Here is a 17,157-nt window from a genome sequence, read left to right on the forward strand (position 1 = left end):
CAACCCACTCGCTCACGGGCAACGCATTACGAACCCACCGCCGGGGACGCGGACAGCCCGAGGACGCACTCGCCCGGCTGACCGCATCTCCCGGGCGGAGCCTCAGCCGACGCGGGCCTGGCCGTACGGCACGAGCCGGACCGGGCCGGTCAGTCCGTACTGCTGACGAGCGAGCCCGCCGTAGACATCGGGATCGGTCACCCGCAGCCGGTTGGCGAGGGCGGTTGCCACCTCGACCTCGATCGTGTTGTCACCCCGCTTCAGCCACGGGCCGACGTCCACCACCGGGTTGATCTGGTCGACGGCGTCGAGCCGGTTGCCGTTGACGGTCACCCGGCAGGTGCCGTTCAGCGGGCCCAATTCCAGGTAGGCGCCATATCCACCGGTCCACGACCGTTCCAGGGTGACGGTGGTGCGGTAACGGCCCACTCCGGAGACGTCCTCCAGGCCATCCAGCTGTGACCACGGTGCAAGAGCGTCCAGCAACAGGTCGTGCCCTGTCACGGTCGTGGTGGTCAGGGCACCTCCCGGTCGCCAGTCCTCCACATGCAGCTGCCAGGCCGACAGCACCCTGGGGTCGGGCACCTCACCGATCGTGGTGCGGACGGTTCGGCCCTGGGACAGTACGGTGTCGACGGTGCGTGCGGCCGAGTGGCGGACCGTCAGTTCACCGTCCACGAACTCCACGGATTCGGCCTGGCTGCTCACGGCGTGCGGCCGCTTGCCGGCTCGGTCGCCGAACAGGCCCGGCCGGCCGATGGCCACGAGGGCGGTCTCGGCGGGCTGGAGGGTCACGCGCAGCCGGATGGAGTCGTCGTCCTCCACATACCGGCCGATACGCCGGGCCCTGCCGGTCCACAGGTCGAGCAGATAGGGGACGCCCTCGGGTCCGGTCCGGCGCAGAGTCACCTCGTGGTCAATGGGGGCGACCGGTGGCTTTACGTTCTCGGCGTGCTTGCCGTTACACAGGTAGTAATAGTCGACGCCGTCGGCGACGCGATGGGCGTTGAGCAGGGTGGAAGCAGTCGCGTACCGGACGGCCGGCTGCACACCCAGATCGGCCAGCGCCGCCCCGACATCGGCCTTGTCCGACACCCTGCGCACCCGGGGCTGGGCGAGCAGCTTGCTGACGACCGTCCGCAGTCGCTCGTTCTCGCCGTCAGCGGGCACACCGGGCACCGTCGCGGTGTCCCAGGCGCCCAGCATGACGATGGGAAGACCGGCCATGGTGAAGTCCAGCAGCCGTTCGGCGTCCGCTACCCGGAGCGTGCAGGTGGAACCCGAGAAGAAGTCACCCTCGATGAACAGCGCCTTATAGGCGGGGCCGTCCGGAGCGAGCCGACCGCCCGAGACCTTCGCATGGGGCAGTTCCAGTAGCGGGCCGCTGATGAACTGGTGGGTCCAGCCGAGCGGAATGCCGCTTGCGGTGAACCATGACGCTCCGATCCCGGTCGCGGTGTACCCGGTCTGGCGAAACACCGCGACGTCGGCCCGGGTGGTGCCGGACTGCAGAACCTGGTGGATACGGCTGAGATAACCTGATACGTCCGGGATATGCTGCCAGGTCGGCTGCCGGGGCCCCCAGGACTCCCCGTAGCCGACCTTGCCGTGGTATGGGGTGAACGCCGCGTAGCCCGGCCACTTTACGCCGGGCACCGTGGCGTACGAGAAACCGTGCACCACGGTCTGGTTCACTCCGGCCGCGTAGGCCCCGCCCATCGTGGTCAGGAACTTCTGCCATGTCGTGTTGTAGGCGCCTCCCGTGTAGGCGCCCGACTCGCAGGACAGGATGGTCCGGCCGGCCATGTCGCGTGCGCCTGCCAGGCACCGGTAGTCGTCGAGGTTCTTGAACCCCAGTGATTCTCCTTCGGGTATGTCCAGGATCGAAGCGGTGGCGATCGCGTCGGTCTGCAGTCCGTACGGCTGCATCCGGAGCTTCAGACCGAGGGAGCGCGCCCACTTCTTCAACACGGTGACATGGTGGTCGTTGAACAGTCGGGAGACCGTGTTCCAGAAGTCGTGCCGGACCTGGCGGGTCAGCGCGGCGTCGAAGGCGAAGACCTGGTTGCTCTTGCTGAGGATCACCGCGGGCAGGTAGGGCTCCAGCGCGTAACCGCAGTACTTCTCGAAGGCAGCGGGCAGGCCGGACGTCCACTGGAGCGCGTCGGTCTCGATCTCCAGTGAGTCCTCGAACAGGGCGCCGCCGGCCTTCTTGAGCAGCCTCCGTACCGGGGCGGTCAGGATGTGCGCTTCCCAGAAGTCGATGACCGCCTGGATGCCGGCCTCGCTGAAGTGGTCGACGACGTACGCGGCGGGGGAGGTATGGGGACCCGACTCCGGGGTCTGACCTGAGCCGCGCATCCAGTAGGCGATGAGGACCCATTCGCCGTCCGACGGCGCGGTCCAGTTGATGGTTCCTTCGGCGACCTGGTCGGTCAGATCGCGCACCGAAGAGAAGCTGAGCCCGGTCTCCTTGCGCGTGGAGTTGGCGGTGTCGATCTGCGCAGCCTGCACGAGCACCAACTGCTGCCGGGTGACACCCGAGGCGGCAGCTACCACGGGCGCCGGAACCGGGCCCGTGTAGGTCGTTCCGCCCGCCACCTGCACTGCACCGTGAGCGAGTTCCTTGACGGCTGCTTCGCTGTCCGCAGTGATGGAGGGGACTGCCGTCGGCCAACTCGGGCCGACGGTGAGGTCAACGGTGATTCCACGCTTGGCGGCCTGGTCCAGGGCGGCCTCGACACGGGCCGTCCACGCCGGGGTGCCCCAGCCGTTCTCGGCCACGTGGAGCACCGTCTTGTCGTCCAGGCTGTGGGTGACCGCGGCGATCTCCACGCCGCCGAACCCGGCGTCGGCGATCTGGTTCACCTCACGTCTGATCTCGCGCGGGTCCACCAGAGCGTCCGGCCACCACCAGCGGAACTTCGGCTGCACCGGCCGTCCGGGATGCGCGAGCCAGCCCGCATCGCCGGTGCGAGCCGCCGGGGGCCCGGGAGATGCGGCCAGCGCGGTGCCGGCCGGGGCGCCCCAGGCCAGGGCGGTACCGGCCCCGGCGACGGCCGCGGTTCGCAGTAGCAGTCGGCGCGTGAACCCGTACTCATCCCGGGCATCGGCATCACTCATGGTGGTCTGTCTCCTTGCTGCACGTGCCACGCCGACGAGCCGGGCACTCGCATGAGCGAAGCCGCTGGAGAGGGACCGTCGGTGCTTTCCGGTGAACGTTATGAATCGTTTTAACTCTGCAGGACGCTAAGGCGACGTGGCTTGGGAAGCAAGGGTTCTGCGACCGGCCGTCGGAACTTTCGGGTTACTTGCTGGTAGAAAGCTCGCGCCTCGGTAGCCGACCCGGCACTCCCCGTTGACTCTCTCGCCAGAGGGTGTTGAGAATGAGTCCGTCAGTGAAACATTTCACACAGGCCTTGTCAGGTCGCCGTCCTGCGCACCCCGCGCCCTGCGGGTGCTTTCCCATGCCCGGACGCCGGCCTGTACTTGAGGAAGCAAGAGGCGAAATGACGCACGGTCACCTTCCCAGACGCAACTTTCTCCGGACGGTGGGCGCCACCGGTCTCGGCGCATCGGCGGCGGCCCTGGCGGCCGGCTCGGGCATAGCCCAAGCTGCCCCGCCCTACTCGGCACCAGGAGAGCGCATGGCCCACGGCCACCGGACGGCGTTGCCGTATCCCACGATGCAGCGACCGTTCGCCATGCCGGGCATCAAGGACCAGGACTGGACCGGGGCACTCTTCGTCGGTGAGGGCGAATCCAGATTCGCGCTCCGCATCGGCCTGCTCACCGAGTCCGGCAAGGTCATCCGCGAGAAGATGACGAACAACCTCTGGCGGATCGGGCCGATGGCACCCGACGGTGCCTACAAAGAGGTCCAGGTCAGCACCGACGACCGCAAGCTCACACCGGCGCATCTCCAGGCCCTGCGCGAGGTGATGGCGCACCCGGAGCAGTGGTCCGCCGATGAGGTCTCCGACGCGACCGCGAAACTGCCGTCGCTGCAGCAGCAGTACGACGACGCGCAGCGTCAGAAGCACACCATCCGGGTCCGCTACGCCCGCACCGACGACGGCGGTTCCGTCATCGGAGCCGTTACCGCACTCGACCACGACACGACCATATTCCTCGAGGTCACGACGCCCTGGGGCGAGGCTGCGGCCTTCGCACTTGACGGTCAGGATGTCACCGGCAGCGCGCCGGGACTGCTGGAGACGTCCCGCACCGGCCACTTCCGGCTGGCCCCCACCGACCCCGCCGACAGCAGCGGCTGCTACGCGTCGATCGCCGATATGACCGCCGCCATGACCGGCGCCACCGGCGTACCCGGCACCACGGCGGCCGCCCTGCGATACCGGCTGAGCAAGGGCCAGACCCTCACCTTCGCCGCCGCTGTCGGCGGGCGGCCGCCCCGGCTGGATCCGCCGGAGCCTCATGATGCGGAGCAGATACTGGCCACCGCCGAGGCATCGGTCCGGAAGGACAACCTGACGGGGTCCGGTCCGGCGGGGCGGGCAGCGGACGCGGTGCGGGACGCACTGTCCCTCAACACCAACTACGACAAGAACCACCAGCGTGCCTTCGTGATGTGGGGATGGGGCGGCGGGGGCGGCCTTTTCACCGGGTGGGACTCGGCCTTCGATGCCATCGACGCCGCACTCGTGAGCAGGCCACTGGCAACCCAGCACGAGACGGACATCTTCGACGCGGACGCACCACCCAACCAGGTCCCGCTGAAGGGGCCGCGCTACGACCAGCAGAACTCCGGCCCGATGCACGCGTACGCCGTCTGGCGCCTGTACACGAAGTTCGGCGATGTGACCGTACTGAAGAAGGCGTATCCCACGCTTGTGGCCTACTACGATCTGTTGCCGGAGTGGGACGCCGACGGCGACGGGCTGCTGGAGGCCCCCTACTTCGGCGACCGGGTCGGCGGCCGCGGCAACCACCTGGGGCTGGACGACAGTCCCGTCTACGCCGACTACCAGCGCATCCAGAAGAAGGGCGGCAGCGGGGACTCCCGCGACAACACCAACCTCACCGATGTGGCGCTCAACTCGTACTACGCGCTGATGGCCGAGACGTTGGCCAAGATGGCCCGCGTGCTGGGCAGAACAGCGGACGCGGCGCGGTTCGCCGCGCAGCATGCAAAGATCTACCGGCTGATCAACGACCGGCTGTGGCATCCGCAGCGGCGCCTCTACCTGAGCCGCTACCTCGACGGAACGTGGAACGACGTCGTCACGCCGACCGTCTTCTACCCGCTGTTCGCCGGTATCGCGACACCGGACCGGGCGAAGACCCTGGTGCAGGAGCATCTGCTCGACCCCAAGGAGTTCTGGGGGGAGTATGTCGTCCCCAGCGTCGCCCGCAACGATCCGGCCTACTGCGGCGGCGGCCCGGTGCACCCCGGCTCCGAACACTTCAAGTTCTTCGACCGATACGGTGAGGACACCGCCCCCGAGCAGTGGAAGGGAGCGGTGTGGCCCCCCATGAACGCCACCGTGTACGACGGCGTCAAACGGTACGGCTTCGACGACGTGGCCGGCGAGTTCGCGGCCCGGAGCACCGCTATGTACCTCGATGCCTGGGACAAGGACAACTGGTTCCCCGAGTCCTTCGACCCCGAGCCCGGCCAGTCGATCATGGACTCCGCCGTCGACACCGCCTGGCGAACCTACTCATGGTCCAACGCCATGGCCGTGCAGAGCCTGCACGAACTGATCTCCGACAACCCCTGGGAGGGCGACCCGTCCGGCATCATGTTCGGCAGCCTCTCGCTGCCCGGTACCAACAGCATCGCGAACGTGCGCCTGCGTGAGCACACGTACTCCGTCTCTGCCGGACCGAACCGGACCACACTGGCCCGGGACGGCAAGGTCGTGTTCCGGGCCACCGGTGCGCGCGTCGCGGTCCGCAACTTCCTGCTCCACACGTCCGGGGCCTCCTTCGACCTCAACGCGGACGGCCCGACCCGGATCGAGGTGTCCCCGGAGCGCGGCCGACCGCGCCGGACACAGGTACGAGCGGGCCGCACCCATGTCGAGCTGTGAAACCCGGACCCCCGGAACGAGAGGAGAGACCCCATGCTCAGCACCGGAACACCGTCCCCCGGCCGATGGCGGCGGCCCGCTTGCCGTTCCCTGTGGGCGGTAGGAGCGCTGCTCATCGCCTGCGTGGCCGCGCTCGTCACACCCACGGCCAGCGCAGACACCGGCTCCGATACACCCCCGGTCCAGTCGATCAGCGTCGACAGCCGCGGCACCGGACGGGTCTTCGACGGAATTGGGGCGATCAGCGGGGGCGGCGGCACATCCAGGCTGCTCGTCGACTACCCGAAGCGGCAGCGCGACCAGATCCTCGACTACCTCTTCAAACCCGGATACGGCGCCTCGCTGCAAATCCTGAAGGTGGAGATCGGCTCCGACACCAACTCCAGCAACGGCGCCGAACCCAGCCACATGCGCACACCGACCGACGTCAACTGCAACCGGGGGTACGAGTGGTGGCTGATGGAGCAGGCGCAGCGGCGTAACCCGCAGATTCAGTTCTACGGACTCGAATGGGGCGCGCCCGGGTGGTTCGACGGCGGCTTCTGGTCGGCGGACAACATCAACTACCTGATGCAGTGGATCGGGTGTGCGAAGAAGCACCACCTGGACGTCAACTACCTCGGCGGCTGGAACGAAAAGGGATGGGACGCCGCCTGGTACGGCAAGCTGAAGGCCGCGCTCGTGAAGAACGGCTACGACGACGTCAAGGTGGTCGCCGCCGACAACGCGGGCTGGCAGGTGGCCACCGACATGAAGAACGATCCGGCCTTCGCCAAGGCCGTGGACGTGGTCGGCATCCACTACCCCTGCTCGGAGATCCACTGCTCGAGCTCGCCGGACGCCCTCGGCCTGGACAAGCCGCTGTTCGCGAGTGAATCCGGCTGGAACAATTACCTCACCGGCGCGCCCCGGCTCGCCGCGGAGATGAACCATGAGTACGTCGACTCGCGCATCACGGGGTTCATCAACTGGCCGGTGGCCTACGCCTGGTACCCCACCGTCCAGATGCAGGGCAGTGGTCTGCTGCGCGCCAATGAACCGTGGAACGGCCACTACGAACTCGGCCCGACACTCTGGACCATCGCCCAGACCGCGCAGTTCACACATCCCGGCTGGCGCTACATCGACTCGGCCAGCGGTTATCTCGACGGTGGTGGCACCTATGTGACGCTGCAGTCCCCGGGCAAGCGGCCGGCCTACACGACAGTGATCGAGACGACGGCCGCCACGGCCCCGCAGACGGTCACGGTCACGCCGACCGGGCACCTTCCCCGTGGTGCGCTGCACCGGTGGTCGACCACACTGCGGTCCACCGACCCGGCGGACTGGTTCGTCCGCGGCGCCGACGTGCACCCGGATGCCCGGGGCAGGCACACCGTCACCCTTCAGCCCGGCACCGTCACGACGCTCACCACGATGCCCGGCGGGAAGGGGGCGGCTGTGCAGACGGCGCCCCCGTCGAAGACGATGGCATTGCCCTACCGCGACACCTTCGACGGATACCGGGACGGCGTCACCCCCCGCTACCTCTCCGACATGGAGGGCGCGTTCGAGACGGCGCCCTGCTCCGTCGCACCTGAGGCCGCGCCCGGCAGCAGCGGAACCGGCAGGTGTCTGCAGCAGGCCATCACGACCCAGCCGATCAAGTGGTCAAGGGTCACCAGCCCGCTGACCCTGGCCGGGGACAGCCAGTGGACCGACTACACGGTGTCCGCCAAGGTGATGATCCACCAGTCCGGCACGGCGTCGCTGCTGGGAAGGGTGGTGAACCAGCTCAACTCGGTCGGGCCGCACCACGACAACGTATGGGAGGCCTACTACTTGAAGCTGTCGGACGCCGGTACCTGGTCCCTGGAGGCCGTCCTGCCGGACAAGACCACCCGGGTCTTGGCCCACGGTGACCTGCCGACCGCCGCAACGGACACCTGGCACCGGTTCGCCCTCGGCTTCTCGGGCGAGCGGATCACCGCGACCGTCGACGGCACCCAGGTCGCCGAGGTCACCGACACCACGTACGACCACGGCCAGGTCGGCCTGGGACTCGGCTCCTACGGAACCTCCCAGTTCGACGACATCGCAGTCGCGCCGGAGGTGAGCCGGTAGGGCGGGGGCCGGGGCCGATTCGGGCCCGACACCACAGCGCCGCCGACTCCCTCGCAGGGGTCGGCGGCGCCGTGTCGTTCGTCGGCCCGATGGCGGGGTCAGTTCCCGGCCGGGGCGTAGGTGGAGGTGAAGGACCAGTCACCGGAGCCGACCTCGTACACCGCTGTGCCGCCCTCGGTGCGCAGCAGGGTGGCACCCCTATCGGCGCGAACGGTCCCTGAGGTGACCGGCACATGGACCTCTGCCTTGGTCCCCGTGGGCACGGTCACCCGCAGGCGGTAGGCCGAGCCGTCGTGGTGCCAGGAAGTGGAGACCTTGCCGTAGGGCGTGGTGTAGGAGCCGGACGCGGAGGCCAGGTCTCCCACGACGGCCGGCGCGACGAGCAACTTCTCGTAGCCGACCGAGCCGGGCGCCTGCTGGATCCCGGCGAGGCGGCTGGTGAACCACGAGTCGATCGCGCCGAGCATGAAGTGGTCCTGCGACTGGCCGGAGCCGCCGTCCCAGGACTCGCCCAACGCGGTGTTGCCGTGCACCACCTGGTAGCCGTAGCTGGGACTGCTGGTCTGCGTGGCGATCTGGTACACGACGTCGTCGCGGCCTGCTGCGGACAGGACCCGGAACGCCGCGGGCAGCGAGATCTCACCGAGGTTCAGGTGGTAGCCCGCGTCCCGGATGCTGCCCACGAGGTGGTCGAGCAGCCGCTGCCGCTGGTCGTCTGGGACCGCGCCCATATCGAGCGCGAGCGCCTCGGCGCCCTGGCCGCCATTGCCGAAGGTCCCGGTCGCCGTGTCGTAGTACTTGTCGGTGAGCGCCTTGGCGCTCGCATCGGCTTCGCTGCGGTAGGACGCCGCGTCGGCGTCGTCACCGAGCACGTCCGCGATCCGGCTGAGCGCGTCCACCACCCGCCAGTAGCCGTAGGTGCCCGCGACCGCACGCGGGAAGGTGCGGTCCGGGGTGAACCAGTCGCCGAGCCCGTAGTCGAGGATGCCGTCGGAGACCTGGGTCTTGAGGAACGCCGCGTACCTCTTCATGGCCGGGTAGTAGGTGCGCAGCGTGTCGGTGTCGCCGTACGTGGTGTAGAGCTGCCAGGGCACGAGGACGAATGCGCCGCCCCAGTTGGAGTCGTTGCGGTAGGCGCCCGGCAGGCTGGTGTACTCCGGCACGGTGCTCGGGACCAGGCCCTCGGTGGTCTGTGCGTCGGCCATGTCCCGCACGATCTTGCGCAGGTAGGCCTGCATGTCGTAGTTGGCGGCCAGGGCCGGGAAGACGAGCTGGTCCTGCTCCAACCAGCCGAGCTTCTCCCGGCTCGGGCAGTCGGTGAGCACACTCATCATGTTGTTCTCGATGGACCTGCGGATGATCGAGTGGATGCCGTTGACCAGGTCGTTGGAGCTCTTGAAGTCACCTGCGGAAGCGTTGTCGGTGTGCAGCACCTTTCCGCGTACGGAGATGGTGGCTCCGGCCGGCAGGCCCTTGACTTCCAGGTAGCGGAAACCGTGGTAGGAGAATTGCGGGTGCCAGGTCTCGCTCTTTGTGCCGCGTGCGGTGTAGCTGTCCCACAGGGGGGCGCCCACGTTGCTGATGGACTGGAAGGCGTGGCCGTCCTTGAGGCTTTCCGCGGGGTAGACGCGCACGGTCGTCCCGGCCGGGGCGTCCAGTGTGATCTCGGGCCAGCCGGCGATGTTGCGGCCGAGGTCGAAGATGCGGCTGCCCGGGGCGGTGCCGGAGACCTCGGTGCCCTTGAGGGCCTCCTCGACACGGATCGGCTCGGTCTCGCGGGCACTGAGCTGTGCCGGGTGACCGGGGGTGCCGGGGCCGTCGACGGTGACCGCCTGAGACCAGTCCGATCGGTTCTGATGCGGTTCGTCCCAGTGCGGTATCTCGCGGCGGGCGTCGTAGTCCTCGCCGCCGTACCAGTTCGAGGACGTGGTCGGTCCCAGTACGGTACGCCAGTCCGCGCCACTGGCGATGCGCTTGACGGTGCCGTCGGCGAGGGTCACCTCCAGCTGGGCGATGAGCTTGGGGTCGCTGAGGTTCCCGTAGAGCTTGCGGTACCGGTCGGCGGTGCTGACCACGTTGGACATGCCGTTGCCGAGGGCGACGCCGATGGTGTTGTCGCCGTGCCGCAGCAGGTCGGTGACGTCGTACGTGGCGTACTGCACCCGGTCCGCGAACGTGGTGTTCGCGGGCTCCAGCACGGCGTCGCCGACCGGCCGGCCGTTGACGTCGGCCGTGTAGATGCCCAGGCCGGCCACGTGGAGGCGGGCGCTGCGCACCTTCTCGCCGAGCGCGAAGTCCTTGGTGAACAGCGGGAGGCCGGAGGGCAGGTACGGCTTCGGAGGCTGCTGGCCGGTGACCTTCGCGGCCGAGGTGAACGGTCCGGTGGCCGCGTCCCCGGTGGAGAGGGTGTAGTCGACGGGGAAGTTCGGCACGCGGCCGTCGTCGGTGAGGACGTCGGAGCGCGGATAGAGCACCACCTGGTCGAAGGTCCGGGCAGAATTGAGGTCGAGGGTGAGAGTGATGGGCGAGGACGACAGGTCGGCGCCGGGGTGGGCCTGACTGGAGTAGCCGGCCGCGGTCTGCAGGGCGCTGTTGGTCAGTCCGTCGACGGCGAGACGGGGTTCCCAGGTCTTGCGCAGGGTGTTGGACTCCGAGGCGGTGATGGCCGCGCCCTGAGCAAGGTCCGTGTCCGGTGCGGCGGAGTCGCGCACCTCGATCTCCCCCAGCTGCAGCCGCCAGGAACGGTTCGGGAAGTCGTCGGCCAGCGGCAGGCCGAGCTTGGTGACATCGAGCCGGACGTAGCGGGCGGTGGTCTTCGGCAGCCGGACGACGACCGGCTCCACCTTCCGGGTGCTCAGCTTCCAGTCGGGGTTGGTGATCCAGTGCGCGGACCAGTCCTGCGGGTTCGTCAGTCCGGTCTCGAAGACGGCGGTGTCGCTCCAGCGGGACGGGCGGTTCGTGGTGTTCGACCACACCGTCACGCGCCAGTAGACACGGGTGCGCGAACCGAGCTTCTTGCCGGCGTACGTGGTGCGCGGCGTGTCGGAGTCGATCCGGCCCGAGTCCCACAGGTCGGGACGGCCGCTGGTGAGCAGGGCGCGGCTGGTGGCCACCTGGACTCGGTACGCCTGCTGGATGACGTCCGTGCCGCTGCCGCTGAGCTGCCAGCTCAGGTCGGGAGTGGTGTCGTCGATGCCGAGTGCCTGGCTCAGGTGCTGGGTGCGCAGCGTGGTGGCGGTGACGCCGGCGGGCGCCGCCTGAGCGGTCACGGCCGGGGGCAGGATGGTGACCAGTGCGGTCAGGGCGGAGGCGGTGACGAGGGCCGGGCGGCGCCGGACACGTCGGGGGAAGGCTGCGGACACGGGGTCTCCTGGATAGTGCGGTGGACGGGGTGTGGCGTGGAGGCGCGGGGTCAGGCGTCCGCGCGGAACAGCGCGGCCACATCCGTGGCGGACAGCGCCCGGTTGTGGACACGGAAGCCGTCGACGGCGCCTTGCAGATACGGGTGCTTGGAGTTCTGCGAGCGGCCGAGGTAGTTGTGCGTGGTGGCGCCCAGAAGCAGCGGACTGCTCACCATCGCGTCGTTGCGCCCGGACTCCACGCCGTCGACGTACAGCACGCCGGTGCCGCCGCCGACGGTCAGGGCGACATGCGTCCAACGGCCCTGCGGCAGGGCGTCGGAGGCGTCGATGAAGTCCTCGGCCTCCATACCCGCGATCTTCAGGGCGGCGCGGGCCTTCCCGGTGCCGGTGCGCACCGTGAGGAAGAGGTAGGTGTCCTTGTGGTAGCCCAGATCGAACACCCGGGCGGAGTTGCTGAGCGAGTCGGCACGCACCCAGGCGCTGACGGTCAGCGCCTCCAGACCGGTGAGCAGACCGGGCGGCAGGACCACGTGGCCGCCGGCGCCGTCCAGCGCGACGCCGGCGCCGGTGCGGCCCGCCGTCCAGCCGGCGCCCGCGGCCAGTTCTCCGTCGGGGAAGGAACGCAGGGAGTCCGCGGTGGTGCTTCCGCGGCCTTCGTCGAAGGCGTAGTGGGCGATCTCGCGCTCGTGACCGGTCTTGAGCGAGACGGCCCAGTACACGTTGTAGTGCTGGTGCTGGATCCGGTGAAAGGGCAGCAGCGACACCGCTGCGCCGTCGGCGGTGGCGGTGAAGGCCGTCGGACGCCCCGGCAGCCGCCGCACCGAGGCGGGATCGACGTTCGGGATGGTCCGGGACACGGTGCTGCCGTACGCGCCGGCCAGGACCACCGGGCCGTGGGACAGGGAGCGCACCTGCGGGTTGTCCGGCGCCGGACGCCAGACCGGCTCCATCGGCAGCGTCACCTCGACCACGTCTCCGGGGCGCCAGTTCCTGGCCAGCGTGAGGTACGTACCCGGTTCGGCGTGGGCGCCGGCCGGGTGACCGTTGACCCGGACCCGGGCGTGCGAGCCATGGTCGGCCAGCCAGCCGGGGATCCGTACCTTCAGGGTGAACCGGCCGCCTCCGGAGGTAATCGTGAACTTGGTGGTGTCCGCGTCGGGATAGCGGGTCTCCTGGCGCAGCGTCACCCCTCGCTCGGCCCATGTCACCTGGGACGGGATGAACAGGTTGACCCACAGGGCGTCCGCGGTGCGGAAGTAGATGCTGTCGGCGAACTTGGTATGGGTCTCCATGCCCGTGCCGTGATCGCAGGAGAAGTTGTCGTAGTCGCTGCTGTAACTGCCGGGCGCGGCCCCGAGCCCGCCCTTGACCTGGCGCTGCGAGCCCGCCCACAGGCCCGTGTAGTACGTCACGAAGCCGTGCTCGGAGTCGGGGTCCTGCTCGCCGAGCATCTGGTTGTACAGGGTCCACTCGTAGTGGTCCATGTACGCGGCCTTGCCCGGGTCGTGCAGGAAGAGCTGCCGCCCCAGCTTGAGCATGTTGTACGAGTTGCAGTTCTCGCAGCTCACCTCGGAGAGCCGGCTGACGATCTCGCCGGGCGGACCGAAGAACTCCTGGTTGGAGTTGCCGCCGATGGCGTACGAGTGGTGATGTACGACCGTGTCCCAGAAGTAGCCGGCGATGTCGCGGTAGCGCTGCTCACCGGTGGCTTCGTACTCGCGCGCGGCGCCGACGATCTTGGCGATCTCGGTGTTGGCGTGGCGGCCGTCCAGTTCGTCGCGGCCCGCGGCCAGCGGTCCGTACAGGTCCTCATGGTCGAACCGACGGGCGGTGCGCAGATGCGACGGGTCCCCGGTGACCAGGTAAAGGTTCGACAGGACCTCGTTCATGCCGCCGAACTCCACCCGGAGGACCAGCGTCTGCATCTGGTCGGCCGTCAGACGCGAGGTGCGGGTCCCCACCCAGGCAGCCATCGCACGCACCACGTCCAGGGCCCGGTCGTTACCGCTCAGCAGATACTGATCGAGCAGGCCGGCCATGATCTTGTGGATCGTGTAGTACGGAGCCCAGGGCCGGCCGCCGGCCTCCAGTTGGTCGAAGACCTGCTCGGGGAAGGCGGAGAGGTAGCCGGGCGTGTAACCGGCGCCGGATGCGGCGGCCTGGCAGGCCGCGAGGGCGTCGACGATGACCCGCCCCTGGGCGGCGTAGGCGTCGTCCCGGGTATTGGCGTGGGCCTGGGCCAGCCCGGAGAGCAGATGGCCGGTGCTGTGACCGCGCAGCTGGACCGCCGGGTCCTCCCAACCGCCGCAGGGTTCGGCGGACGACGGCAGGCCGGCGTTGAGACGGAAGGTGTGCAGCAGCCGATCCGGATCGATGAACAGCAGATAGGCGCAGGTGCGCCGCATGTTCTCGCGGAACGGGCTGTCCAGGAGCGCGACGGATGACAGGGGGAACGGGGTGAGCCGCGGCGGGACCGCGCCGACGGGAGCCGGACGGCCCTGGTCGGCGGGGCGGGCCGCGGCCCGGGCGGGGGCCCCGAGGCTTAGCGCGACGGCGGCGGCTCCGGCAGCTGCGATGAAGTGGCGGCGGTTGGGGCGTACGGGAGGGTGCGGTGCGTTCATGACGGCAGGGCTCCTGGTGGATGCGGGGAATCCGCCGAGCGAGATGGGTGTGGAGGTGTCGCTCGGCGGCACGAAGCCGAACGGGCCCGTGACGCTCCGTGCGACGGGGAGTGGAGCGCGGGCCGCCCGGAAGGCCGCGCACACCTCATGCCGGCCGGCGTGAGGTGTGCGCGGCGTGATCGTCTCAGTTGTCGTGCTGGTGGCTGTCGATCACGTGGTGTCCGGCGAGCGCTTCCAGGTAGACGTACTCGCCGTCGGTGTGCGCGTCGTAGGCCTTGGCCTTCGTGCCGTTCCAGGCCAGCTTGCCGTCGACGAAGACCGAGATCTGCTTTCCGAAGGTGGGCACCGCGACGCGCCCCTCACTGCCCTGGGGCGCGGTGAGCTCCGCGTGGTACTGACCCTCCTTCCGGTTGACGCGCCACGAGGCGTCGACCGGGCCCAGCGTCGTGGTGATCCGCCCCTGGGCGAAGGTGAGGTCAGCGGTGTGCGGGACGAAGTCGAAGGCGCGTCCGCCCGCGCTGGTCGGCTGGAGCCCCAGCACGGAGAACGTGAGCGCCGTGGTCGGCCCGGTCGCCCAGGCGTGCGCGAGGCTGACGTAGGTGCTGCAGATGCAGCCGTCCGGACGCGACGACTCCCAGAACGTGCTCTTGGTACCGAGCGGGTCGTCGAGCATGGCGCCCCACTGCCGCCGGATCAGATCGACTCCCGCCTGGTCGGCCGCTGTTCCGCCCGCGGCGAAGTGGGCGTTGACCTCCATGGACCCGGCGAAGACCCCCAGGTTCCCCTTGTTCTCCGGGGAGGTCGACCCGCGGTCGTTCCAGTTGGTCGTGAGGTACGAGCTGATGCGGCGAGCCTTGCTCTGGTCGGCCAGGCCGTACCACACCGCGAGCGAGTTGCCGTCCTGGGCGTAGACGTCCGAGTCGGGGTAGAACCGGTATGCACCCTTCTTCTCGTCCCACAGACGGCTGTCGATCGCGGTATGCAGCGCGACCGCCCGTTGCGCGTAGGACTGCGCGAGCGTGGTGTCGCCCTCGACCTTCGCCAGCTGCGAGCCGGTCGTGAGCACGCGCCACATCAGGACGTTGGCGATCAGGTTCTCGCCCTTCGGCAGGCTCCGCACCGAGTCGGCGGTCTGGTCGATCGACAGCAGGCCCTGGTCGTCCATCTTCGCGCCGATGTAGTCGACACCCCGCTTGTACTGGCCCCAGATGCCGTCGACCCACTTCCGGTCGCCGGTGTACCGGTAGTAGTCCCAGGACGCTGCCAGGGTCCACATGTGGTAGGTGTCCGACCCGTACTTGTTCATCATGGGCCCGGAGTACGGCAGTTCACCCGTGATCTTCTGGTGCTGGTAGAGCGTGGTGAGGGCGTTGCGGGCCGACTCGGTGTCGTCAAAAGCCGCGTAGGCGGAGGGGATCTCGACACCGAGGTCACCCGGCCAGACCGTGCGGTCCCGCTTCGCGCCGTCCACCAGAATGGTGTCGCCCACGCCCACGTCGCCGGTGTTGTCCCACGTCTCGGCGGGAGCCTCCCAGACCCGTCCGGTCTTCGGGTCGATGGTGTTGAGCTGGATCGTGTAGGCCCCGGCGTACCAGATCCTGTTGAGCAGGTCGTCACTGGAGTAGAAGTAGTTCGCGTAGGCGCGCGGGTCCTGCATCTTCGGTGCGGCCGTGAAGTGCGCGGTGACCGCGTCGAGGTCGGCACTGCCGGCGGAGTCCATGAAGACGGTCAGGTACCGGAACCCACCGCGCAGGTTCTTCGCCGGCATGGTGTAGGTCGTCGGGCCGTCTACGTCCGCGTAGAGCGCTCCGTCCCGGCTTCGCGGACCGCCGGTGGAGGCGTCGCTCGTGGAACCCACGTACTGCGAGGACTCGTTGAACGCCAGACCCACGCGTTGCGGGCCGTCGGAAGCCGCGAAGTGGAGCGTGACCAGACCGCTGACGTCCTTGCCGAAGTCGAAGGTGACAGCGGATCCGGAGCCGCTCAGCCGGGTGGACTTGCCCGAGAGCACTCCGGAGGCGTCCGTCACCGAACCCACCGTGCTCTGGATCGCCACGGGCTTCAGCGTCCGGGACTGCGGTGAGTAGTTGTAGGCATCCCAGGGATGCCCGGCGGCTGAAGTAAGCGTTCCGGAGAACGCGGTGGCGGGGGCCCCGTCTGCCGCCTGTGGCGCGAGCATCGCCATCACCACGAGCGCCGCCGACGTTGCGCTGGTGAGGGCGGTCCGGTGTCTTCTCTTCCAGGTGGTCACACATGCCTCGCAAAGCTGGATGGGATGCGGAGAACGAGAGGGTGGAACGGGTGCCGCGGTCCGGGGCGGGCCGCTTCGAATGCCGAGCGCCCGGCACAACAAGGCGGTTCCTGTCCCGGCAGACCTGTTTCCACTGCCGGACCCGGCGGCGGGGGCCTCCCTGGTGTGGCGTCCCCCTTTGTCGTTCTCGCCGGTAGGGCGGGAATGAATCGTTTTAACCAGTCGGGACGTTATAGTCAGGCGTTGCGGCGGTCAAGGGCCATGACAAGGCTCATTGGCCCACTTGAATGGCGTCCGTCGCTCGATCGGCGATTGTCACGATTCAATGACTAGCGATGGATGGACTCGCCGTGACTGACGGAACGAACGCGGAGAAGCGCGCAGTTCGAGGCTGGGGCATGAACGATGCAGCCCGGGCCCATCGCTCACCGTCTCAATCTTGGAGTCCGCTCCGGAAGGCGAACTCACCGATCACCTGGGGCCGCGAGCCCGGTGAACGGGCCGAGGGCGGCCGGGAGAACTACGCCATGCCGGTGTGGACGAGATGGTCCTGAATGGCCGAGTGACATCAGCCGCTGGACCGCACTCGAGTTCCATCGGTGGCTGCGAACTCGCTGGGCCGCTCCCCGGATTCCCCTCCGGCGGAGTGCTGTGCGCCGGCTTCGCGGGCGCCGCGTTCCCCGCCGGACTGGTCCTGCTCCCGCACTGGAACCGGCTGCCCCGTGCCGCGTAGCCACAGCTCCCGTCGCCCGGCATCTCCCGTA

The 17,157-nt window shown here is 68.9% G+C and carries 7 protein-coding genes; 3 read left to right on the forward strand and 4 right to left on the reverse strand.

Annotated features, from left to right (window positions below; translation table 11 throughout):
* Positions 1-102: 102 nt before the first annotated feature.
* Positions 103-3,123, reverse strand: a complete 3,021-nt coding sequence (locus AB0M87_RS14320) for a glycosyl hydrolase (protein ID WP_365852482.1) — start codon at positions 3,121-3,123, stop codon at positions 103-105.
* Positions 3,124-3,647: 524 nt separating this feature from the next.
* Between AB0M87_RS14320 and AB0M87_RS14325 the strand changes: the two genes are divergently transcribed.
* Positions 3,648-6,056, forward strand: coding sequence for a trehalase family glycosidase (locus AB0M87_RS14325; protein WP_365852484.1), 2,409 nt, complete (start codon positions 3,648-3,650; stop codon positions 6,054-6,056).
* Positions 6,057-6,089: 33 nt separating this feature from the next.
* A complete protein-coding gene (locus AB0M87_RS14330; RefSeq protein WP_365852486.1) occupies positions 6,090-8,159 on the forward strand; it encodes a galactosylceramidase in 2,070 nt (689 codons plus the stop codon).
* Positions 8,160-8,257: 98 nt separating this feature from the next.
* Here the strand turns inward: AB0M87_RS14330 and AB0M87_RS14335 are convergent, their stop codons facing one another.
* From AB0M87_RS14335 to AB0M87_RS14345, 3 genes are all read right to left on the reverse strand, one after another.
* A complete protein-coding gene (locus AB0M87_RS14335) occupies positions 8,258-11,521 on the reverse strand; it encodes a family 78 glycoside hydrolase catalytic domain (RefSeq protein WP_365852488.1) in 3,264 nt (1,087 codons plus the stop codon).
* A gap of 50 nt (positions 11,522-11,571) precedes the next feature.
* Positions 11,572-14,142 (reverse strand): beta-L-arabinofuranosidase domain-containing protein, encoded by a 2,571-nt coding sequence (locus AB0M87_RS14340; protein ID WP_365852490.1) that lies wholly within the window; start codon positions 14,140-14,142, stop codon positions 11,572-11,574.
* Positions 14,143-14,326: 184 nt separating this feature from the next.
* A complete protein-coding gene (locus AB0M87_RS14345) occupies positions 14,327-16,393 on the reverse strand; it encodes an alpha-L-rhamnosidase C-terminal domain-containing protein (RefSeq protein WP_365852492.1) in 2,067 nt (688 codons plus the stop codon).
* Positions 16,394-16,955: 562 nt separating this feature from the next.
* On the opposite strand from AB0M87_RS14345, the gene AB0M87_RS14350 reads away from it, so the two are divergent.
* Positions 16,956-17,126 carry a hypothetical protein gene (locus AB0M87_RS14350; protein WP_365852494.1) on the forward strand — a complete coding sequence of 57 codons (171 nt, stop codon included), beginning with the start codon at positions 16,956-16,958 and terminating at the stop codon, positions 17,124-17,126.
* The last annotated feature ends 31 nt before the right edge of the window (positions 17,127-17,157 follow it).

It is taken from the genome of Streptomyces sp. NPDC051320 (assembly GCF_040682175.1).
Classification (GTDB): domain Bacteria; phylum Actinomycetota; class Actinomycetes; order Streptomycetales; family Streptomycetaceae; genus Streptomyces.

Bases quoted from the DNA above. Each gene is read 5' to 3' on its own strand.
- AB0M87_RS14320 (WP_365852482.1), bottom strand. From the start codon at position 3,123: ATGAGTGATGCCGATGCCCGGGATGAGTACGGGTTCACGCGCCGACTG.
- AB0M87_RS14325 (WP_365852484.1), top strand. From the start codon at position 3,648: ATGGCCCACGGCCACCGGACGGCGTTGCCGTATCCCACGATGCAGCGA.
- AB0M87_RS14330 (WP_365852486.1), top strand. From the start codon at position 6,090: ATGCTCAGCACCGGAACACCGTCCCCCGGCCGATGGCGGCGGCCCGCT.
- AB0M87_RS14340 (WP_365852490.1), bottom strand. From the start codon at position 14,142: ATGAACGCACCGCACCCTCCCGTACGCCCCAACCGCCGCCACTTCATC.